19 protein-coding genes and 1 pseudogene are annotated in these 20,590 nt (G+C 67.9%); 1 reads left to right on the top strand and 19 read right to left on the bottom strand.

The annotated features are described in order from the left end of the window. Positions 1 to 113: 113 nt before the first annotated feature. From AWQ68_RS19260 to msrA, 8 genes and pseudogenes are all read right to left on the bottom strand, one after another. Entirely contained in the window at positions 114 to 749 is a 636-nt protein-coding gene (locus AWQ68_RS19260) for a GNAT family N-acetyltransferase (RefSeq protein WP_245655985.1), read from the bottom strand. A gap of 288 nt (positions 750 to 1,037) precedes the next feature. Further along, entirely contained in the window at positions 1,038 to 1,799 is a 762-nt protein-coding gene (locus AWQ68_RS19255) for a neutral zinc metallopeptidase (protein ID WP_245656002.1), read from the bottom strand. A 1,036-nt stretch (positions 1,800 to 2,835) separates the two neighbouring features. Beyond that, on the bottom strand, positions 2,836 to 3,213 hold the full coding sequence (locus tag AWQ68_RS19245; protein WP_066942251.1) for a GntR family transcriptional regulator: 378 nt from the start codon (positions 3,211 to 3,213) through the stop codon (positions 2,836 to 2,838). Beyond that, entirely contained in the window at positions 3,210 to 4,046 is an 837-nt protein-coding gene (locus AWQ68_RS19240) for a hypothetical protein (RefSeq protein ID WP_066942250.1), read from the bottom strand. The genes AWQ68_RS19245 and AWQ68_RS19240 overlap by 4 nt, the downstream gene beginning before the upstream one ends. 217 nt (positions 4,047 to 4,263) lie before the next feature. Beyond that, positions 4,264 to 4,356, bottom strand: a pseudogene (locus AWQ68_RS46445) (peptide-methionine (S)-S-oxide reductase MsrA); the annotation flags it as partial. Positions 4,357 to 4,395: 39 nt separating this feature from the next. Further along, entirely contained in the window at positions 4,396 to 4,752 is a 357-nt protein-coding gene (locus AWQ68_RS41010) for a hypothetical protein (RefSeq protein WP_084464171.1), read from the bottom strand. After that, complete coding sequence (locus tag AWQ68_RS19235; RefSeq protein WP_066942249.1) at positions 4,749 to 5,219, bottom strand: hypothetical protein; 471 nt, start codon at positions 5,217 to 5,219, stop codon at positions 4,749 to 4,751. The genes AWQ68_RS41010 and AWQ68_RS19235 overlap by 4 nt, the downstream gene beginning before the upstream one ends. Before the next feature lie 123 nt (positions 5,220 to 5,342). Next, on the bottom strand, positions 5,343 to 6,005 hold the full coding sequence (gene msrA, locus AWQ68_RS19230; protein ID WP_066942248.1) for a peptide-methionine (S)-S-oxide reductase MsrA: 663 nt from the start codon (positions 6,003 to 6,005) through the stop codon (positions 5,343 to 5,345). Positions 6,006 to 6,129: 124 nt separating this feature from the next. Here msrA and rarD point away from each other — a divergent pair, with 124 nt between their 5' ends. Next, positions 6,130 to 7,041, top strand: coding sequence for an EamA family transporter RarD (rarD, locus tag AWQ68_RS19225; protein WP_066942247.1), 912 nt, complete (start codon positions 6,130 to 6,132; stop codon positions 7,039 to 7,041). An 80-nt stretch (positions 7,042 to 7,121) separates the two neighbouring features. On the opposite strand, the gene AWQ68_RS19220 is transcribed toward rarD, so the two are convergent. From AWQ68_RS19220 to nuoE, 11 genes are read right to left on the bottom strand one after another with little or no spacing between them, the layout of a single operon-like run. Continuing rightward, positions 7,122 to 8,117 (bottom strand): polyprenyl synthetase family protein, encoded by a 996-nt coding sequence (locus AWQ68_RS19220; RefSeq protein WP_066942246.1) that lies wholly within the window; start codon positions 8,115 to 8,117, stop codon positions 7,122 to 7,124. 12 nt (positions 8,118 to 8,129) lie between these two features. Beyond that, positions 8,130 to 9,680, bottom strand: coding sequence for an NADH-quinone oxidoreductase subunit NuoN (gene nuoN, locus AWQ68_RS19215; RefSeq protein WP_066942245.1), 1,551 nt, complete (start codon positions 9,678 to 9,680; stop codon positions 8,130 to 8,132). Next, positions 9,677 to 11,185: an NADH-quinone oxidoreductase subunit M gene (locus tag AWQ68_RS19210; protein ID WP_066942244.1), complete on the bottom strand. Its 1,509-nt coding sequence runs from the start codon at positions 11,183 to 11,185 to the stop codon at positions 9,677 to 9,679. The genes nuoN and AWQ68_RS19210 overlap by 4 nt, the downstream gene beginning before the upstream one ends. Further along, positions 11,185 to 13,086: an NADH-quinone oxidoreductase subunit L gene (gene nuoL / locus AWQ68_RS19205; protein ID WP_373281532.1), complete on the bottom strand. Its 1,902-nt coding sequence runs from the start codon at positions 13,084 to 13,086 to the stop codon at positions 11,185 to 11,187. Before nuoL ends, AWQ68_RS19210 begins: the two co-directional genes overlap by 1 nt. A 9-nt stretch (positions 13,087 to 13,095) precedes the next feature. Then, positions 13,096 to 13,392, bottom strand: coding sequence for an NADH-quinone oxidoreductase subunit NuoK (gene nuoK, locus AWQ68_RS19200; RefSeq protein ID WP_061253845.1), 297 nt, complete (start codon positions 13,390 to 13,392; stop codon positions 13,096 to 13,098). Next, entirely contained in the window at positions 13,389 to 14,312 is a 924-nt protein-coding gene (locus AWQ68_RS19195; protein ID WP_084464170.1) for an NADH-quinone oxidoreductase subunit J, read from the bottom strand. Before AWQ68_RS19195 ends, nuoK begins: the two co-directional genes overlap by 4 nt. Beyond that, positions 14,305 to 14,820 carry an NADH-quinone oxidoreductase subunit NuoI gene (gene nuoI, locus AWQ68_RS19190; RefSeq protein ID WP_082776637.1) on the bottom strand — a complete coding sequence of 172 codons (516 nt, stop codon included), beginning with the start codon at positions 14,818 to 14,820 and terminating at the stop codon, positions 14,305 to 14,307. Before nuoI ends, AWQ68_RS19195 begins: the two co-directional genes overlap by 8 nt. After that, positions 14,807 to 16,168 (bottom strand): NADH-quinone oxidoreductase subunit NuoH, encoded by a 1,362-nt coding sequence (nuoH, locus tag AWQ68_RS19185; RefSeq protein WP_066942243.1) that lies wholly within the window; start codon positions 16,166 to 16,168, stop codon positions 14,807 to 14,809. Before nuoH ends, nuoI begins: the two co-directional genes overlap by 14 nt. Further along, on the bottom strand, positions 16,165 to 18,612 hold the full coding sequence (locus AWQ68_RS19180; protein ID WP_084464169.1) for an NADH-quinone oxidoreductase subunit G: 2,448 nt from the start codon (positions 18,610 to 18,612) through the stop codon (positions 16,165 to 16,167). Before AWQ68_RS19180 ends, nuoH begins: the two co-directional genes overlap by 4 nt. Further along, a complete protein-coding gene (gene nuoF / locus AWQ68_RS19175; protein ID WP_066942242.1) occupies positions 18,609 to 19,895 on the bottom strand; it encodes an NADH-quinone oxidoreductase subunit NuoF in 1,287 nt (428 codons plus the stop codon). The genes AWQ68_RS19180 and nuoF overlap by 4 nt, the downstream gene beginning before the upstream one ends. Then, complete coding sequence (gene nuoE, locus AWQ68_RS19170) at positions 19,892 to 20,563, bottom strand: NADH-quinone oxidoreductase subunit NuoE (RefSeq protein ID WP_066942241.1); 672 nt, start codon at positions 20,561 to 20,563, stop codon at positions 19,892 to 19,894. Before nuoE ends, nuoF begins: the two co-directional genes overlap by 4 nt. Positions 20,564 to 20,590: the final 27 nt, after the last annotated feature.

Genomic DNA, 20,590 nt, shown 5'->3' with positions numbered 1-20,590 from the left:
TCCTGGGAGTGGCTTCGGCACTTGGGAAGGGGAGCGGCAACGTATTTCGCCCACCGCCCACGCTTCGCAGATCTCGATCGGCTGTCGTCAGAGACGCGATGGACCACCAGCGGTCAGTACTTCACGAGAAGGCTCATCTGCGAGCCGAACTCCCGGAAACCGAGGGCTCGGGCGACTCGTCGCGACGGCTCCGGACGCGCTCTCCACTGCGGCAGCAACCCGTCGGCCAGGGCGTCAGCTATCGCCGCCGAGGCCACCAAACGGGCCAGACCACGGCCGCGATACTTCACGGCGGTCAAGACGGACAGATGCGCGGCTGTGTTCAGCCATGGGCGATACCCGGCGGCGGCGATCACATTCTTGCCTTCACGGATCACCCAGGCCGCCGAAGTGACCTCCTCCATCCCGCTTTCATCGGCATCCTGCTTGTCCACCGCGGCCACCAGGCCGTCGATGTCGCGATGACCCGCTGACAGACGTTCGACTTCGGCATCGACGTGGATGGGAGCGAAGTCATCGGCATCGAGGTACGCAAGCGTTGCCGGGCCCAAGACGTCGTGGACCGGCAGCTGGACGGGGAGTCGCGAAAGATCAATGCCGGTTTCGTCGAGATCGCCAAGCAGGACATGACGCAACGGCTCGATCAAACTGGCGTCGGGCACCGTGACCAAAGCGGCCCCATCCAACGTGACGACGCCTGTCCATCCCGACGGACACAACCACGACTCGGGAGAGACGACCACGGTCACGCCTCCACGCACGGGGAACGTGACAGGGACACGAGCCAAGCTCGCCCACAGCCGACACGCGCGATCCAAGGAACTCCGCGGCACTCCCCCATGATCCCGACGACCAGGCCCCCGTCCAACCTGTTTACCTCGCGTGCCAACCCGAACGTTCGGCACGCTCATATCGAGGGCTGGGTGACGTGCAAACCACGCGTCGGAGTGGCCCGGCCGGTGGACTGCCGAAGGCACCTGAACCCAGTGCCTTCCCACGCCGCAGCCCGTCCCGGCCCGGCCGGTCGTCATCGTCGGCTAGGCCACGCGCTTGGCGGATGCCGCCCAGGTGTTGCATGCTCCCGGGTCGCCCGTGGTGAACCCCTGGTTCATCCAGTAGGCAATGCTTGTCCTTGCCCCGTTGTCCTTGTCGGTCCATTCCTTGACGTACGAGAGCAGCAGCTTCCAATCAGCCGAAGAGCGGTCGAGGGACTTCCAGACACTCGCGAGGAAAGCAGCGCCGAAGCAGTCGTTCTGCAGCTCGTAGCGGCGGCTGTGTTCGCTGTACTCCTTTTTGTTGCGGAAGCCGAGGTCCTGCCAATCGCTGTAGATGTCGGTGAGCGTCTGAACGTGCTGGCCGTATTCCATGCTCACCAGGTTGAAGAGGTACAGATCGGAAGGGTCGTCGAGCAGATTGTTGCTGAGCACGATGAATATCGTTTCGGACTCGTCGCAGTAGTACGCGTCCTGCTCGGACTGATCCCACTTGAGCGCGCAGAACTTGGTGGGCGGCTTTGTGGCCAGCTTTAGTTTCGGGCCCCTGAAGCTCTGGCCCGACTTCTCGAACTGGGCAGCCCACGTGGTGTTGAGACAGCCCACGACGGCCTTCACATATGTTTTGGCGAGCTTCACATTGCGCCGCCTGATGGGCTTCTCCGGGCACTCAGTGGTGTCGAGCGCCCCGCTGCTGTAGATCGCGTTGGCGGTGAGCGTGTTGTTCTTTACTGGATACGCATGGGCTGTTCCGTAGGGGAGTAGGGCGGCGACTATGCTGGTAAGAATGATCGGAATTAGTTTCATGGCGATCAAGGCTAGGAGGATGCGAAGCCGCATGTAAGGGCCACTTGGTAACGGTTCACTACACCGACATGGGGCCCACGAACCTACTGCGTCGAACGAAGGCGGTTACCCGACTACCCGACGCATAGGCAGCCTCACGGTGCGCTGGCGAAAGCCCAAGGCCAGGAGCCACCTCGCAGCCCAGGGCGGTATCCGACAACGGTCGCCGCAGGCGCCAGCCAATCACCGCGTCAAGGAAGCACACGAGTTGCTCGGTCTCCCGGCCGTTGTGGAGCGGAGACCCTGACATATCAGGAGTGGCGTTACGTCGGGAGCCGCGTAAGCAAGGAGTTCGAAGGCCGGGTACGGATGACGCCTATGAGCAGGTCACCGGCGAGGCTGCGGGCAGTCTCCATGCCGCTGTCGAAGCCCGAGGAGTCCGGAGTAGGTTTCCGCTTCTGGCGGTCGAATTCGGCGGGGAACACTGGGATATCGCCGATGATGCGGAGGTCGCCCGTAGACTCCTCCAACTGCCCCTCGGAGGTCTTCTTCTTTCCTGAGCGATGAAGGAGGCAGCTTCCCTTGGAAGGCAGATCGAAGCAAGGGGAGGAGCACGGGAGGCGGTTGTTTCATAAACTGAAACATAGCTTTCAGCTTACGCAAGTTCCAGCCGTCACGCAGTGCAAACGGCCACTGTCCTGCAAGTCCATCATCCGTGACTACCCGCAGGTGACCGACAAGCTCCGACGAAGACGGCCTCATCTTCACCATCCCAAGCACAGGCTCCTTCGTCAGGAATGAGAAAGAAGACCTCCGAGCAGACCTGAAGTCACCCGGAGGTCTCAGCGATTCCGGCTATTCCTCGGAAGAAGTCATCCCCGTCGGGCACCACGCCGAGGGCCACGATGCCGCAGTAGCCGCCCGGGTTTCGGTACAAGTACTGCTGGTGGTAGCACTTGGCCTCAGACAACAATTCTTGCTCGACTTCCGCCTCAGATCAGGACGCCCGTTCCGGCGAGCATGCGTCTGCGTGAACCGATCGGCGATTGCGGTGAGGTCAGGCGAAGTCCGCTGCCGGCATGCCGGATGTCAACGCCGCCTCGACGATGCGGATCGCCTCGTTCGTATCGATGCCGACGCCGGCGATCACTGCCGCGTACTCGGCGGCAGCACGGCGGGCACGTTCTCGCCCCTCCTCCCCGGTAGACGACACGAACGACCCTGCCCGCCCACGGGTCTCTATCAGGCCCGCCTCCTCCAGCTCCCGGTACGCCCTGCCCACCGTGTTGACGGCCAAGCCCAGGTCCGCCGCCAGGTGTCGGATCGTCGGCAGCCGAGTGCCCACCGCGAGCGTGCGGTCCTGGATCTGCCTGGCGAGTTGGGCGCGCAGTTGCTCGAACGGCGGAACCGGCGAGGCCGCGTCGATGACGATCATGCGGCGCTCATCGCTCGCCGTGCCACGGCGACACTCGGCGGCGTCCTGACCTGGATCACGACGCACGCCACCACGCCCAAAATCACGAAGGCGAGCGCGGCGACATTCCACCATCCGGGCGCGGATCCGAACAGAAGCACCACGGGCAGCGCCCACAACACGGCCGGCGCTGTCAGCTCGCGTGCGTCCTCGACACGCATGACGACATCGGCCGTCAGCGAGACCTCGTCCTCGGCCACGACCGGACGAACCAACAGCTCACGCAGCCGCAGGGCAGCGCCGACGCCCACACCGAACAGACCGACCAGCAGCACGACGGCCGCGTACCGCACGGCGGAGTCTTGGACGGTCAGAGCACTCACCGCCAGCACCAGCGCGCCGCAGAAGGTTACGACCGCGAAGGCCGCGTACGGCCTACCGAGCACGGCTCGCCAGCCGGGTGGGACCGGGTGTGCCGCCCGCCGCGACAACGCCACACCGGCACGCCGGTCGACGCGCCGCACCCACAGGTCGAGCAGCGACTGAGCCAGCAGCAGCCCGGCCACCGACACCGCCAGAGCCAGCAGCGGCATCGGCTGGTGTGTTGGCTGGAACCTCCCTAAGGCGGAGGTGGCAGGCCGGTCGTAAGCCAGCGCGAACGCCGCGGCCACGATCAGCAGTGCCAGCGCCATATTGCCGGCCAGGCGGGCCCGTCGCCGTACCTTCAGACGCACGGCCAGCAACGGGGTCGGCCGGACACCGGCCAAGTCGTGCCGTACCAGCCATGCCTCCGCTCGCCGTAGGTCCTCCGGACGCGCCGGCAGGTAGGCGGCCGATGAGGATGTGCGCCGCATGACACCTCCTTTGTCGCAATCTTTGTCTCACTAGAATGAGTCATAGGTTGCGACAAAGTCAATGCCGGGCAGCCCAGAGCGTGCACCACGGAGGTCCCACCGAAGCCATGTCGGTCGCCTTGACCTTGTAGCGACAGCGCTTCAAACGGCTCTGGCCCCTGATCGTCACCGGACAAGCCGGGCGACCAAGGGCCAGGTTCAGTCAGTTACCGCAGGTCTACGCCTCACCGGACGTGAGGCCGACCGGACATGCGACACCCGTGCCTCCGATGCCGCAGTAACCGCCCGGATTCCGCTCTAGGTACTGCTGTAGCGGTTCACGTCGGGCGATAGATCGGCAAGCAACGGATCACGTATCCGTGTCTTTCGGATGGCGGGGCGAGGCGTAGATCAACCACACGGTACGCATCCCGTCGTCGATGACGTACCGGACGCGACCTCCACTTGTGACCTCGAACTCCCACTGTTCGAGATCCTTGCCGTTGTGACGGTGAATCGCGAGGTCGCCACGGAGACGATGCTGGCGCTCGTGATCCGCGCGCGAGCGTGGATCCGCGCGCAAGACTTCAAGACAGCGCCGTGCGTTGGCCAGGGCGTGCCTGCACAGTTCCTCCCACCCCCTTGCCGCATCACTGGTGGCGAAGCGAACGTCCCACTCATCGTCAGGAGGGGGAACGGTGACACGATCCCCGCGTTTGGGACTCATACAGAGACCTCAACCGGTCCGAAGTCTCCGCTCGTAGGCTTACGCGCGTCCGCGTACTCCGCTGGGTCCGCCTTGATCCGAGCCGTCGCCCGCCAGCCCACGATCACTTCTTCGGCCCTGTTGTCCAAGTCCAGCTCTGCAGCGTCAGACAGAGCCTCGACCAGTTCGAACGTAAAGTTCCGTAGTTCGTCCGTGGTGAGGTGGCGAACCCAGGGGAAAACCTCAGGCATCGCGATAGCCAACGTCCTGGCCGTCGGATCGTGCTTGAGAAGCGCAAGGAACAAGCGAGACGCCGTCGCGAGCGTCCGGTCTCGCTGCTCCTCGCGGTCCGCAGCCGTCAGATAGAAGTCCGGTGCATCCCGATGAGTGACACGTACCCGCCCCAGACGTGTCGCCCGCTCCGCGACCGCTCGCGGGTTCCTCGACAGGTCTGAGAACGTCACCGACTCTGCGTGGCTCGCGCTCATATCTCAATCATAGTCAGAACGTATTCTGATATACATCCTGATTTGCTGGAGACGGCTCTGGCCCTTGATCGTCACCGGGCAAGCCGGGCGACCAAGGGCCAGGGTCGATCAGTTACCGCAGGTCTACGCCTCACCGGACGTGAGGCCGACCGGACATGCGACACCCGTGCCTCCGATGCCGCAGTAGCCGCCCGGATTCCGCTCTAGGTACTGCTGGTGGTAGTCCTCGGCGAAGTAGAACGGGCCGGCGGGGGCGATCTCGGTCGTGATGTGGCCGTAGCCGGCCTCGTTCAACACCCGCTGGTACGCGTCACGAGAGGCGAGGGCGGCCTTCTCCTGCTCGGCGCCGTGCGTGTAGATGGCCGAGCGGTACTGCGTCCCGACGTCGTTGCCCTGGCGCATGCCCTGGGTCGGGTCGTGAGCCTCCCAGAAGACCTTCAGCAGTTCCTCGAACGACACCCGCTTGGGGTCGAAGACCACCCGGACGGCCTCGGTGTGACCGGTCAGCCCGGTGCACACCTCCTCGTACGTCGGGTTGGGCGTGTATCCGCCCGCGTAGCCGACGGCGGTGGAGACGACGCCGGGCGTCTGCCAGAACTTGCGTTCGGCGCCCCAGAAGCACCCCAGCCCGAAGTCGGCGATCTCCAGCCCCTCGTCGTACGGCGGAGCCAGCGGCGCCTCGAGCACCAGGTGCCGGGACGCCACCGGCATCGGCTCGGATCGGCCGGGCAGCGCTTCCGAGGGAGCCACCATCGATGTCTTGTCATGTCCGAACAGCCAGCCCATGTCGCACCTCCATCGCCCCAAACCGGGGCGTCGCGCCGATTGTTCCCTTTCATAAGCATCACTAAATATGAAGGCAACCATTGCTTATTTGTATTAAATCCCGTAAGGAGTCACACTGGGTGTCATGCCTGAATCACGCCGAGGAGTCCTGTACGGCATAGCCGCGTACGCCATGTGGGGTCTGTTCCCCCTGTACTGGCCGCTCCTGAAGCCCGCCGGAGCCGTCGAGATCCTCGCGCATCGCATGGTCTGGTCTCTCGTCGCGGTCCTGGCCATCCTGGGCGTCCGCCGCCACTGGTCGTGGATCCGCTCGATCACGCGCCGCCAGCTCCTCCTGCTCACCCTCGCCGCCGTCGTCATCTCCACCAACTGGGGCATGTACATCTACGCGGTCAACACCGGCCACGTCGTGGAGAGCGCGCTCGGTTACTTCATCAACCCGCTGGTCAGCGTCCTGCTCGGCGTCGTCATCTTCCGCGAGCGGCTGCGTCCCTGGCAGTGGGCGGCGGTCGGCCTCGGCGCCCTCGCGGTGCTCGTCCTGACGCTCGACTACGGCCGGCTGCCCTGGATCGCGCTGGTCCTGGCCGCGTCCTTCGGCACGTACGGGCTGGTCAAGAAAGCCGCGCAGGTGGACGCGGCGGAGAGCCTCACCATCGAGACGCTGGTGCTCCTGGTGCCCGCGCTCGGCTACCTCGTCGTCCTCCAGGCGAACGGCAGCGGCACGTTCGTCGACCACGGGGCCGCCCACATCGCGCTGCTCGTGGGCGCCGGGCTGATCACCGCGGTGCCCCTGCTGTTCTTCTCCGCCGCCGCGATCCGGGTACCACTGACCGTCGTCGGCCTGCTCCAGTACATCGCCCCGGTGCTGCAGTTCCTGTGCGGCGTCCTGGTCCTGCGCGAGACGATGCCGGGCAGCAGGTGGATCGGCTTCGCGATCGTCTGGCTCGCGCTCTGCGTCTTCACCTGGGACGGTCTGCGCACCGCCCGCGCGGCCCGGCGCGAGGCGCGCACGGCACCCACACTCGAAGCGGTCTGACCTCTGGGCCCCTTGGGAGGAAAGCCACTCCAGGGGGCCTGAGCGGCTCGCTGGGCCCCGGCGGTCGCCGGGGCCGTCTCTCAGCCCGAACGCTCGACCACGTAGTCGCAGAGGCCGATCAGAGCCTCGCGGGCGGGGATCGCGGGCAGGCCGGCGAGCGCCTTCTTGGCCTTGTCCGCCCACCGCAGCAGCTCCTCGCGGGCCTCGATCATCGCCCGGTTGGCCCGCAGCAGCTCCAACGCCTCGTCGACGTCCTCCTCGGCGACCGGCCCGGAGAGCAGGGCCCGCAGCCGCGCGTCCTCCGGCCGGTCGGACGCCAGCGCGTACAGCACGGGCAGGGTCTGGACGCCCTCACGAAGGTCGGTGCCCGGGGTCTTGCCCGAGTCGGCCGTCGGCGCGGCCACGTCGATGAGGTCGTCGCCGAGCTGCCAGGCCACGCCGATCGCCTCGCACGCCTCGGTCAGCCGGGTGGTCACCTCGGCGGGCGCGCCCGACAGCAGGGCGCCGAAGCGGCCCGAGGTGGCGATGAGAGAGCCGGTCTTGTCGGCGAGCACCTGGATGTAGTGCGTGATCGGGTCGACGCCCTCGGACGGCCCGATGGTCTCGCGGATCTGTCCCCGGACCAGGCGGGAGAACGTCTGCGCCTGGATGCGGATGAGCTCTGGCCCGAGATCGGAGAGGATCTCGGACGCCTGGGCGAACAGGTAGTCGCCCGTCAGGATGGCCACCGTGTTGTCCCAGCGGGCGTTCGCCGAGGGCGAGCCGCGCCGCACGGGCGCCTCGTCCATGACGTCGTCGTGGTACAGCGTGGCCAGGTGGGTCAGCTCGATCACGACGGCCCCGGGCACCACGCCCGGGGCGTCGGGGTTGCCGAACTGGGCGGCGAGCAGGACGAGCATCGCCCGGAAACGCTTGCCGCCGGCCTCGATGAGGTGCCGGGACGCCTCCGTGACGAAGGCGTCCTCGCTCTCCACCGAGGCGCGGAGCTGCTTCTCCACGGCCGCGAGCCCGTTCGCCAGGTCCGCGGCCAGCCGCTCGTCGACGAGAGGCAGGTCAACAACGGGCGGCGCGGCCATAGAGGGAAGCTCCTATCGGACGAACAACGACTGGGCAGCCGTGTGCGCCAGGTCGAGCACGGGCTGCGGGAAGACCCCGAGGACTACGGTAGCCAATACCGCCGCGGCTCCGACCGCCCAGGTGCCCCCAGGAATCACCACGGAGGGTCCGTCGGCCGCCGGATCGCTGAAGAACATCAGCACGATGACCCGGACGTAGAAGAACGCGGCGATCGCCGAGGACACCACGCCGACCACCACGAGCGGGGTCGCCCCGGCCTCCACGGCAGCCTGGAAGACCGCGTACTTCCCGAAGAAACCGCTGGTCAGCGGGATTCCGGCGAAGGCGAGCAGGAAGAGGGAGAACACCACGGCGACCAGCGGACGGCGCTTGCCGAGACCGGCCCACCGGGACAGGTGCCACGCCTCGCCACCCGCGTCCCGCACCGTCGTGACGATCGCGAACGCGCCCACCGTGGTGAACCCGTAGGCCACCAGGTAGAACAGCAGCGCGGACAGCGCCGAGACGTTGTGCTGCTGCTTGTCGCCGAGCGCGACGACGCCGATGAGCAGGAAACCTCCGTGCGCGATCGACGAGTAGGCGAGCATGCGCTTGATGTCCGTCTGGGTGATCGCGAGGATCGCGCCGACGACCATCGTGAGAATCGCCACACCCCACATGATCGGGGTCCAGCTCCACTGCAGGCCGCCCAGCGCCACCCAGAACACCCGCAGCAGCGCACCGAACGCGGCGACGAGCGTGCCCGAGGCCATCAGCGCGGTGATCGGGGTCGGCGAGCCCTGGTAGACGTCCGGCTTCCACGCCTGGAACGGCGCCGCGCCGATCTTGAAGAGCAGGCCGACGCCGAGCATCGCGACGCCGATGTAGAGCAGGGTGTCCTGCCCGCCGACCGAGCCCAGCGCGCTACCGATCTTCGCCAGGTCCACCGAGCCCGCGTAGCCGTACAGCAGGGCCGTGCCGTACAGGAAGAACGCGGAGGAGAAGGCGCCGAGCAGGAAGTACTTGACCGCGGCCTCCTGCGAGAGCAGGCGGCGACGGCGGGCCAGCCCGCACAGCAGGTAGAGCGGCAGCGACATGACCTCAAGGGCCACGAACATGGCCAGCAGGTCGTTGGCCGCCGGGAAGAGCAGCATGCCGCCGACCGCGAAGAGCACCAGCGGATAGACCTCGGTGTGCACGGCGCCCTCGGTGAGCGCCCGCTCCTCCTCGGCCGAGCCGGGCACGGCGGAGGCCGAGGCGACGAAGTGGCCCTCGTCGTTGATGAGCAGCACGCTCACGAACGCGAGCACGAGGATCGTGCCCCAGATGAACAGCGCCGGACCGTCGATCGCCACCGCGCCCATCGCCGAGGGCCTGGTCGGGATGTTGGTGCGCGCCTGCCAGATCGTGATCACGAAGGCGCCGGCCAGCGCCAGCAGCGTCAGCGGCTTGTGGATCGCCGAACGCAGATAGCGGGGAGCGAACGCCTCCACGAGCACGCCGATGATCGCCGCGCCGAAGACGACCAGCATCGGCGCCAACAGGGCGTATTCGATGGTCGGCGCTGGGATGGTGCCGTTCACTGGCCCTCCTGTGCAACGGACGCCTTACTGGCCTCCTGGACGTGCTGGACCTGGGAAATCGAGTCCTTGACGGCAGGATTGATGACGTCGAGCAGCGGCTTCGGGAAGAAACCGAGCGCGATGATCACCGCGATCAGCGGGGCGAGGACCCACTTCTCACGGCCGTTCAGATCCTTCATCTCCCGGACGGAGTCCGCGGTCGGACCGTTCATGGTGCGCTGGTACATCCACAGGATGTAGATGGCGGCCAGCACCACGCCGCTGGTGGCGATGATCGCGTAGACGGGCTGCGTCTCGTAGCTGCCGATCAGCACCATGAACTCGCTGACGAACGAGTTGAGGCCCGGCAGCGCGAGCCCGGACAGACCGGCGACCAAGAACGTCCCGGCCAGGAGCGGGGCCACCTTCTGCACGCCGCCGTAGTCCGAGATGTACTGCGAGCCGCGGCGGTGGATCAGGAAGCCGGCGATCAGGAACAGCGCGCCGGTCGAGAACCCGTGGTTGACCATGTACAGCGTGGCCCCGGACGCCGCGTTCACGGTGATCGCGAACACGCCCAGGGTGATGAAGCCGAAGTGCGAGATCGACGTGTACGCGATGAGGCGCTTCATGTCGGTCTGCCCGATGGCGACGATCGCGCCGTAGACGATGCCGACGACCGAGAGCACCAGCACCAGCGGCGTGAAGTAGTGCGACGCGTCCGGGAACAGCTCCAGGCAGAAGCGCAGCATGCCGTACGTGCCGACCTTGTCGAGCACGCCGACGAGCAGCACCGCGGCGCCGGCGGGGGCCTGCGCCGCCGCGTCGGGCAGCCAGGTGTGGAACGGCCACAGCGGCGCCTTGATCGCGAACGCGATGAAGAAGCCGAGGAACAGCCACTTCTGGGTGCCGACGTCCTGGATGCTCCCGACGAGGTCGGAGAACATGAACGAGCCCTTGCCGGCGATCGTGTAGAGCGCGATCACCGCGACGAGCATCAGCAGGCCGCCGAAGAGCGAGTAGAGCAGGAACTTGACGGCCGCGTAGGACCGCTGCGCACCGCCGTACGACCCGATCATGAAGTACATCGGGATCAGCATGGCTTCGAAGAAGACGTAGAAGAGGAAGACGTCGGTCGCCGCGAAGACGCCGATCATCATCGCTTCCAGCACCAGGAGCAGCGCGAAGTAGGTCCGCGCCGACCGCTTGCCCTTCTCCGCCTCATGCCAGGAGGCGAGCACCACGATCGGCACGAGCACGACCGACAGCAGGATGAGAACCAGCGCGATGCCGTCCACACCGAGACCGAAGTGGACGCCGAACGAGGGCACCCAGTTGTACGTCTCGGTGAACTGGAACTTGTCGCCGTTGGGGCTGAACTGGACCGCCATGGCGACGGCCAGTGCCAGCACCAGCAGGGAGATCCCGAGGGTCGCCTGCTTGGCGCGTTGGTCGTTCTTCACGGCCGCGACGCCGATGGCGCCCACCACGGGCACACCTATCAGGGTTGAGAGCCAGTAGTGCATCACAGGTTCCCTACGACGAACCAGGCACCGACCAGGATGGCGGCGCCGACGAATATCGACAGCGCGTACGAGCGGACGAAGCCCGTCTGGACTCGCCGCAGCCGGCCCGACGTGCCACCGATGCCCGCGGCGATCCCGTTGACGAGGCCGTCGATCCCGCGGTTGTCGAAGAACACCGCGAGGCGGGTCAGCCACTGGCCGGGCCGCATGAACAGCGCCTCGTTCAGCGCGTCGCCGTACAGGTCACGCCGGGCGAACGTGGTGAGGAACGAGCCGCGCGGAGCGGTGACCGGCACCTCGGCCGCGCCGTACTTGAACCATGCGAGGGCCGCGCCGGCCGCCACGAGCGCCAGGGTGACCAGCCCGGCCACGCTGAACGGGTGGAACGAGGGCAGGTGCTCCGGCCGGCCGACGGCCGGGGCCAGGAACGTCATGAACCGGTTGCCCAGGATCAGGAAGCCGCCGAGGAAGATCGAGCCGACGGACAGGATGATCAGCGGCCACGTCATGACGGCGGGCGACTCGTGCGGGTGGGCGTCCGCCTCCCAGCGCTTCTGGCCGAAGAACGTCATGAACACCAGGCGGGACATGTAGAAGCCGGTGATGCCGGCGCCGAGCACCGCGAGCCAGCCGAGGGTGGCGTTGTGCTCCATCGCGCTCTCGATGATGCCGTCCTTGGTGAAGTAGCCGGACAGCAGCGGGAACCCGATGATCGCCAGGTAGCCGATGAGGAAGGTCGCGAAAGTGATCGGCATGACCTTGCGCAGGCCGCCGTACTTGCGCATGTCGACCTCGTCGTTCATGGCGTGCATGACCGAGCCGGCGCCGAGGAACATGTCGGCCTTGAAGAAGCCGTGCGTGATCAGGTGCGCGATCGCGAAGGCGTACCCGGCGGGGCCGACGCCCGCGGCCAGCATCATGTAGCCGATCTGCGACATCGTCGAGCCGGCGAGCGCCTTCTTGATGTCGTCCTTGGCGGTACCGATGATCGCACCGGCGAGCAGCGTGGCGACGCCGACGATCGTGACCGCGATCGCCGCGGTCGAGCCCTCCGGGAAGAACATCGCACCCGAGCGGGTCACCAGGTAGACGCCGGCGGTGACCATGGTGGCGGCGTGGATGAGAGCCGAGACCGGGGTCGGGCCCTCCATCGCGTCCAGGAGCCAGGACTGCAGCGGGAGCTGGGCCGACTTGCCGCACGCCCCGAGGAGGAGCAGCAGGCCGATCGCGGTGAGCGTCCCCTGGCTGGGGTGCGCTCCGGACTCCATGACCCCGGCAAACGAGACCGTGTTGAACGCCGTGAAGATGGTGAAGATGGCGATCGCCAGGCCGAAGTCGCCGACCCGGTTGACGATGAACGCCTTCTTCGCCGCGGTGGCCGCCGACGGCTTGTGCTGCCAGAACCCGATCAGCAGGTACGACGCGAGACCCACGCCCTCCCAGCCGACGTACAGGCCGATGTAGTTGTCGGCGAGCACCAACAGCAGCATCGCCGCGACGAACAGGTTCAGGTAGGCGAAGAACCGCCGCCGGTTCGGGTCGTGCGCCATGTAGCCGATCGAGTAGATGTGGATCAGCGAACCCACACCGGTGATCAACAGGACGAACGAGATCGACAGCGGGTCGACCAGCAGCCCCATCTTCGTGAGACCGGGGATGAAGTCGTACAGCGGGACCGTCCGGCGGCGCTCGGCCGGGTCGAACCCGAGGAGCTGGAGGAAGACCAGCACGCCCACCACGAAGGAGGCGACGGCGGTGGCGACACCCAGCAGGTGACCGAACCTGTCGGTCTTGCGCCCGCCCAGCAGCAGGACGGCGGCGCCGAGCAGTGGCAGAGCGATCAGCAGCCAGGAGACGCCGATCACTCCCCCGGAGTGCTCGATGATCTTTGCGGGTTCCACGGCCACCTCTTAGTACTTCAGCAGGTTCACGTCGTCGACGGACGCGGACCTGCGGGTTCGGAAGATCGTCACGATGATGGCCAGGCCGATGACGACCTCGGCGGCGGCCACGATCATCACGAAGAAGGCGATGATCTGGCCGTCGAGGTTGCCGTTCTGCCGGGCGAAGGTGACGAACGCCAGGTTGCAGGCGTTGAGCATGAGCTCGACGCACATGAAGACCACGATGGCGTTGCGCCGTACCAGCACCCCGACGCCGCCGATCACGAAGAGCAGCGCGGAGAGCACCAGGTAGTGCGTTGTCATTTCGCCTCCTCGCCCGTCTCCGGGCCCGTCGCGGGCGACTCCTCATCCGGAGCGGCCGAAGCGGTCGGCGCGGCTCCGTTGGACGCGGCTCCGTTCGGCCCCGATCCGTTGACGCCGCTCGCGTGGTGGACCAGCTCCTCGCGCCGGGCGGCCGCACGCTCCTCGGCGGCGCGCGCCTCGGCCTCCAGCGCCGCGGCGATCTCGGGGGCCAGGGTGCCCTCGGCGGCCTCGCGGCGGGCGAGTACGCGGTTGACCGACAGCGACGAGACCGAGCCGTCCGGCAGCAGCGCCGGCATGTCGATGGCGTTGTGCCGGGCGTAGGTGCCGGGGCCGGGCAGCGGCGCCGGGTTGGTGCCGTGCTCGGCGTACTCGACGAAGCGGGCCCGGGACAGGTCCTTCTGGGTCGGCTTCGGCGCGGTGCGCTCGCGGTGCGCCAGCACCATCGCGCCGAGCGCCGCGGTGATCAGCAGCGCCGACGTGACCTCGAACGCGAAGACGTACCGTGTGAAGATCAGCTCGGCCAGCGAGGGCACGTTGCCCTTCGCGGTCACCGCCTCCAGCCCCTTCGGGGCCGACAGTACGGCGTTGCCGACGCCGAGCCCGAGCAGCACGGCGAACGCGAGCCCGGCCACGATCGCCCAGAACCGTTGACCCCTGATCGTCTCCACGAGCGAGTCGGAGGAGTCCACGCCCACGAGCATGAGCACGAACAGGAACAGCATCATGACCGCGCCCGTGTAGACGATGATCTGCACGGCGGCCAGGAACGGAGCGTCCTGGACGGCGTACAGCACCGCCAGCGACAGCATGACGGTGCCCAGCATCAACGCCGAGTAGACCGCCTTGCGGCTGAATACGAGTCCGAGCGCGGCGGTCACGGACACGACCGCCAGCACCCAGAACGTGATGGTCTCACCCATTGCTACGACCCAACCGGTAGTAGTCCTCTTCGGTCTCGCCGAGACGCATCGGGTGGGGCGGCTGCTCCATGCCCGGAGCCAGCGGCGCGAGGAGCATCTCCTTGGTGTAGATCAAGGATTCGCGGCTGGAGTCGGCGAGCTCGTACTCGTTGGTCATCGTCAGCGCCCGCGTCGGGCACGCCTCGATGCACAGACCGCACAGGATGCACCGCAGATAGTTGATCTGGTAGGTGCGCCCGTACCGCTCCCCCGGGGAGAAGCGCTCGGTCTCGGTGTTGTCGGCACCTTCCACGAAGATCGCGTCCGCCGGGCAGGCCCAGGCGCACAGCTCGCAGCCGACGCACTTCTCCAGCCCGTCGGGCCACCGGTTGAGCTGGTGCCGTCCGTGGAAGCGCGGCGCCGTCGGCCGCTTCTCCTCCGGATAGTTGACCGTCACCGGCTTCTTGAACATGTGGTGGAAGGTGACGCCGAATCCCTTGATCGGATTCAGCCAATCAGTTGCTCCCACTGGTCACCTCCTTGACCGCAGTGCTTGCTTGGCCTGCCGGCAGGACGCCGTGGTAGTGCGGGAGGTCCAGCGGCGGAACCGGGAACCCGCCCGCCTCCGGCTCCTCGCGGAGCTGCTCGAACTCCCTCTCGATCTGAGCGGCCTTGGCCTCCCGCCGCCGCTGCAGCAGCGTGTCGAACCGGAACCAGATCGCCAGCCCGCCCACGACGATGATCGCGCCGAGGGTGAGGATGAACGCCTTGTTGCTCTCGGGCACGCGCAGCGCCTTGAGCGTGGCGTAGAGCAGGATCCAGGCCAGGTTGAGGGGGATGAGGACCTTCCACCCGAACGCCATGAGCTGGTCGTACCGTACGCGCGGCAGCGAGGCGCGGACCCAGACGAAGAACGCGAACACCAGGACGAGCTTGATGAAGAACCAGAGCATCGGCCACCAGCCGGTGTTCGCCCCCTCCCAGATCGAGATCGGCCAGGGGGCCCGCCAACCGCCGAGGAACAGCGTGATCGCGACGCCGGAGACCGTGAACACGTTGACGTACTCGGCCAGCATGAACATCGCGAACTTCAGCGAGGAGGAGTACTCCGTGTGGAAGCCTCCGACCAATTCGCCCTCACCCTCGGGGAGGTCGAACGGCACGCGGTTGGTCTCGCCCAGCATCGTGATCGCGTAGATCAGGAACGAGGGCAGGAGCGAGATCGCGTACCAGGACGGCTGCGGGACCTCCAGCCCGAAGACGTCCCACGTGCCGCCGCCGGCCTGCTTGGCCACGATCTCCGAGGTGGAGAGCGTGCCCGCGGCCAGGAAGACCGCCACGAAGGACAGACCCATCGCGATCTCGTACGAGACCACCTGGGCGCTGGAACGCAGGCCGCCCAGGATGGCGTACGGCGAGCGGGAGCCCCATCCGGCGAGCACGATGCCGTACACGCCGATCGAGGCCATCGCCAGGACCAGCAGCACCGCGACCGGCAGGTCGGTGAGCTGCAGCGGCGTCTCCACGCCGAAGATCGACACCATCGGGCCGAACGGCATGACCGAGAAGGCCAGGAACGCGGGCACGGCGATGATCACAGGCGCCAGCAGGTAGACGATCTTGTCCACCGTGCGGGGCATGATGTCTTCCTTGAGCCCCATCTTCAGGCCGTCGGCCACCGACTGGAGCAGGCCGAACTTGCCCGCCCGGTTGGGGCCGTACCGGTGCTGCATCCGGGAGATGAGCTTGCGCTCGAACCACACGCCGAACAGCACGCCCAGCATCAGGACCACGAAGATGAACACGGCCTTGATGATGGACAGCCACAGCGGATCGTGGCCGAAGTCGACCAGCGTGGGACCAGTTGTCGGGTTCATCGGTCGGTCTCCACTTCCTCGTTCACGGTCTCGAGGACGGCCTGGTCGCCGGAGATCGTCACCACGTCGCCGGCGACGGCGCGCAGGTCGCGGGTGACCGAGACGCCGGCGGAGTTGGCCGGCAGCCAGACGACGCGGTCGGGCAGGTCGGCGATCCGCACCGGCAGGGTCACCGAGCCGCCGACGGTCAGCTTGTCGCCGTCGGCCACACCGACCTCCGCGGCGGTGGCCTCGGACAGCAGCGCGACCGCCTCGCGGGCGGTGCCCGCGAGGTACGGCTCGCCGTCCTGCAGGCTGCCGTCGTCGAGCAGCAGGTGCCAGGTGGCCAGCACGGCCTCCCCCGCCTCCGCCTCCCGGGTCTGCCGCCCGCCGGTCACGTTCGGCGCGGCGGCACGCGGCCCGCGCCACGATCCCAGGGCGCCGAGCTCGCGCCGCGCGGCGGCGGCGTCCGGCAGCGCCAGGTGGACGTCCATCCGGTCGGCGATGGCCGAGACGACGCCGAGGTCGCTCATCACGCCGGGAACGCCGGTCGCGACATCGAAGGAGCGGCCGCGGCCCTCCCAGTCGACGAACGTGCCGGACTTCTCGGCCACCACGGCGACCGGGAGCACGACGTCGGCCCGGTCGGTCACCGCGCTGGCGCGGATCTCCAGGCTGACGATGAACGGCGTGTTCTCCAGCGCGGCGAGCGCCCGGCCCGGGTCGGCCAGGTCGTACGGATCGACGCCGGCGACGACCAGCGCGTCGAGCTCTCCCTCAAGGGCGGCGGTGAGGATGCCGTCGGTGTCGCGGCCCTCGGCCTCGGGCAGGGCCGAGACGTTCCACGCCTTGGCCACCTCGGCCCGGGCCGCCTCTTCGGCGACCGGGCGGCCGATCGGCAGCAGGTTGGGCAGCGCGCCCGCCTCGATCGCGCCCCGCTCACCGGCCCGGCGCGGCACCCAGGCGAGCTTCGCGCCGGTGGTCTGCGCGAGCCGCAGGACGGCGGAGAGCGCGCCCTGGGCGGTGGCGAGCCGCTCGCCGGCCAGGATGATCGAGCCGGCGGGCAGCAGATCGGTGCCCGAGTTGATCAGGTCGCCGATGGCCTCGGCCTCGCCGCCGGGCACGGCTCGCAGGAGCGTCCCGCGCATCTTGGTCAGGCCCGGGGTGGCGAACGGCGCCAGGGAGTAGACCTTGAGGCCCTTCTTCCGCGCGGCCTTGCGCAGCCGCAGGAAGACGATCGGCGACTCCTCCTCGGGCTCGAACCCGGCGAGGAGCACGGCCGGGGCCTGCTCCAGGTCGGCGTAGGAGACCTCGATGCCCTTGCCCGCGACGGCGTTGGCGAGGAAGCGGGCCTCCTCGTCCGACAGCGGGCGGGCGCGGAAGTCGATGTCGTTGGTGCCGAGCGCGACCCGGGCGAACTTGCCGTACGCGTAGGCGTCCTCGACGGTGACACGGCCGCCGACCAGCACGCCGGCCTTACCGCGCGCCGCCGCGAGGCCCTTGGCCGCGACCTCGAGGGCCTCCGGCCACGAGGCGGGCACGAGCTTGCCGTCCTCGTCGCGGACCAGCGGCGTCCTGAGCCGGTCGGACTGGGTCGCGTACTGGAACGCCCAGCGGCCCTTGTCGCAGTTCCACTCCTCGTTGACCTGCGGGTCGTCCCCGGCCAGGCGACGGGTGACCCGGCCGCGGCGGTGGTCCGTACGCAGCGAGCAGCCGGAGGCGCAGTGCTCGCAGGCGCTCGGCGTGGACACCAGGTCGAACGGGCGGGAGCGGAACCGGTACGCGGCGCCGGTCAGCGCGCCCACCGGGCAGATCTGGATGGTGTTGCCCGAGAAGTAGGACTCGAACGGCTCACCGTCGGCGACGCCCACCTGCTCCTTGGCCCCGCGCTCGAAGAAGTCGATGAGCGGGTCACCGGCGATCTGGTCGGAGAAGCGGATGCACCGCGCGCACTGGATGCAGCGCTCGCGGTCGAGCAGCACCTCGGTGGACAGCGCGATCGGCTTCTCGAATGTCCGCTTCTGCTCCACGAACCGGCTCTCGCCCTGGCCGTTCGACATGGCCTGGTTCTGCAGGGGGCACTCGCCGCCCTTGTCGCAGACCGGGCAGTCGAGCGGGTGGTTCAGGAGCAGCATCTCCATCACGCCGCGCTGGGCCTTCTCGGCCACCGGCGAGGTGAGCTGGGTCTTGATCACCATGCCCTCGGCCACCTCGATGGCGCAGGACGGCTGCGGCTTGGGGAAGCCGCGGCCGTTGCCGGCGTCGGTGATGTCCACCAGGCACTGGCGGCAGTTCGCCGCGGGATCGAGCAGCGGGTGGTCGCAGAACCGGGGGATCTGGATCCCGAGCAGCTCAGCGGCCCGGATGATCAGGGTGCCCTTGGGCACGCTGATCTGGAAGCCGTCGATGGTCAGGGTCACCATGGTCACGACGGGCTGTTCCGGCTGCGTTGTCTGAACCGTCACTTGGACCCCCACACAGTGGAAGCAGCGGGATCGAACGGGCAGCCGCCGATCTCGAAGTGCTTGAGATATTCGTCGCGGAAGAGCTTCACCGACGAGTGGATGCAGCTCGTGGCGCCGTCGCCCAGGGCGCAGAACGAGCGGCCCAGGATGTTGTCGGCGATGTCGGTGATCGTGGCGAGGTCCTCCTCGGACCCCTGGCCCTTCTCCAGCCGCTTGAGCACCTGCTTGAGCCAGAAGGTGCCCTCGCGGCACGGGGTGCACTTGCCGCAGGACTCGTGCGCGTAGAACTCCGTCCACCGGAGCACGGTGCGGACCACGCAGGTGGTCTCGTCGAAGATCTGCAGCGCGCGGGTGCCGAGCATCGAGCCCTTGGCACCGACCGACTCGAAGTCGAGCGGCACGTCCAGGTGCTCGGCGGTGAAGATCGGCGTCGAGGAGCCGCCCGGCGTCCAGAACTTCAGCTCGTGGCCGGCCCGGATGCCGCCCGCCATGTCGAGCAGCTCGCGCAGGGTGATCCCCAGCGGGGCCTCGTACTGGCCGGGCCGGGTGACGTGGCCGCTCAGCGAGAAGATGCCGAAGCCCTTGGACTTCTCGGTGCCCATGCCGGCGAACCAGTCGGCGCCGTTGGCCACGATGCTCGGCACGCTGGCCACCGACTCGACGTTGTTGATGACCGTCGGGCAGGCGTACAGGCCGGCGACCGCGGGGAACGGCGGCTTGAGTCGCGGCTGGCCCCGGTGACCCTCCAGCGAGTCGAGCAGCGCGGTCTCCTCGCCGCAGATGTACGCCCCGGCGCCGCTGTGGACGACGAGTTCGAGGTCGTACCCGGAGCCGAAGATGTCCTTGCCGAGGTAGCCCTTCTCGTACGCCTCGCGGACCGCGGCCTGGACCCGGCGGATGACGTGGAGCACCTCGCCGCGGACGTAGATGAAGGCGTGGTTGGCCCGGATCGCGTACGAGGTGATGATGACGCCCTCGACCAGCGCGTGCGGGTTGGCCATCATCAGCGGGATGTCCTTGCAGGTCCCCGGCTCGGACTCGTCGGCGTTCACCACGAGGTAGTGCGCCTTGCCGTCGCCCTGCGGGATGAATCCCCACTTCATGCCGGTGGGGAAGCCGGCGCCGCCACGACCGCGCAGGCCGGAGTCCTTGACCATCTGGATGATGGCGTCCGGGTCCTGGCTCAGGGCCTTCCGCGCCGCGGCGTAGTCGCCGTACCCCTCCAGGGTGAAGGAGCCCGGCTGGTCCCAGTTCCGGGTGAGGACAGGGGTAAGGGTCGTCATCGGTCGCTCACCGCTCCTCCGGGCGCCTCCCAGCCGTTGGCCTTGGCGACCTTCAAACCTTCCAGGGACGGTCCGGCGGCCGAGGGACCCTCGCCGGCCAGGCCGTCCGGCAGGCCGGCGAGGACCCGCGCGGCCTCCTTGAACGTGCACAGCTTCTTGGGGCCGCGGGTCGGCACGATCTCCTTGCCGGCGCGCAGGTCGTCCACGAGCTGCTTGGCCGACTCCGGAGTCTGGTTGTCGAAGAACTCCCAGTTGACCATCATCACCGGGGCGAAGTCACAGGCGGCGTTGCACTCCAGCCGCTCCAGCGTGACCTTGCCGTCCGGCGTGGTCTCGTCGTGGCCGACGCCGACGTGCTCGGAGAGCTCCTCCCAGATCTGGTCGCCACCCATGACCGCGCACAGCGCGTTGATGCAGACGCCCACGTTGTAGTCACCCGCGGGCTTGCGCTTGTACATGGTGTAGAAGGTCGCGACGCCCACGACCTCGGCCTTGCTCAGGCCGAGCATCTCGGCGCAGAACTCGTAGCCGTCGTCGGAGACGTAGCCGTCCTCCGACTGCACCAGGTGCAGCAGCGGCAGCAGGGCCGACCTGGCCTTGGGGTAGCGGCCGATGATCTCCTTGGCGTCCGTCTCCAGACGCTCGCGGACCTCGGGTGAATACGTCACTTGGCCACCTCGCCTACCGGCTCGTTG

The organism is Microtetraspora fusca (assembly GCF_001570365.1).
Classification (GTDB): Bacteria; Actinomycetota; Actinomycetes; order Streptosporangiales; family Streptosporangiaceae; genus Microtetraspora; species Microtetraspora fusca.
The sequence above is the reverse complement of the archived record's forward strand: the minus strand, read 5'-3'. Positions and strand labels throughout refer to the sequence as shown.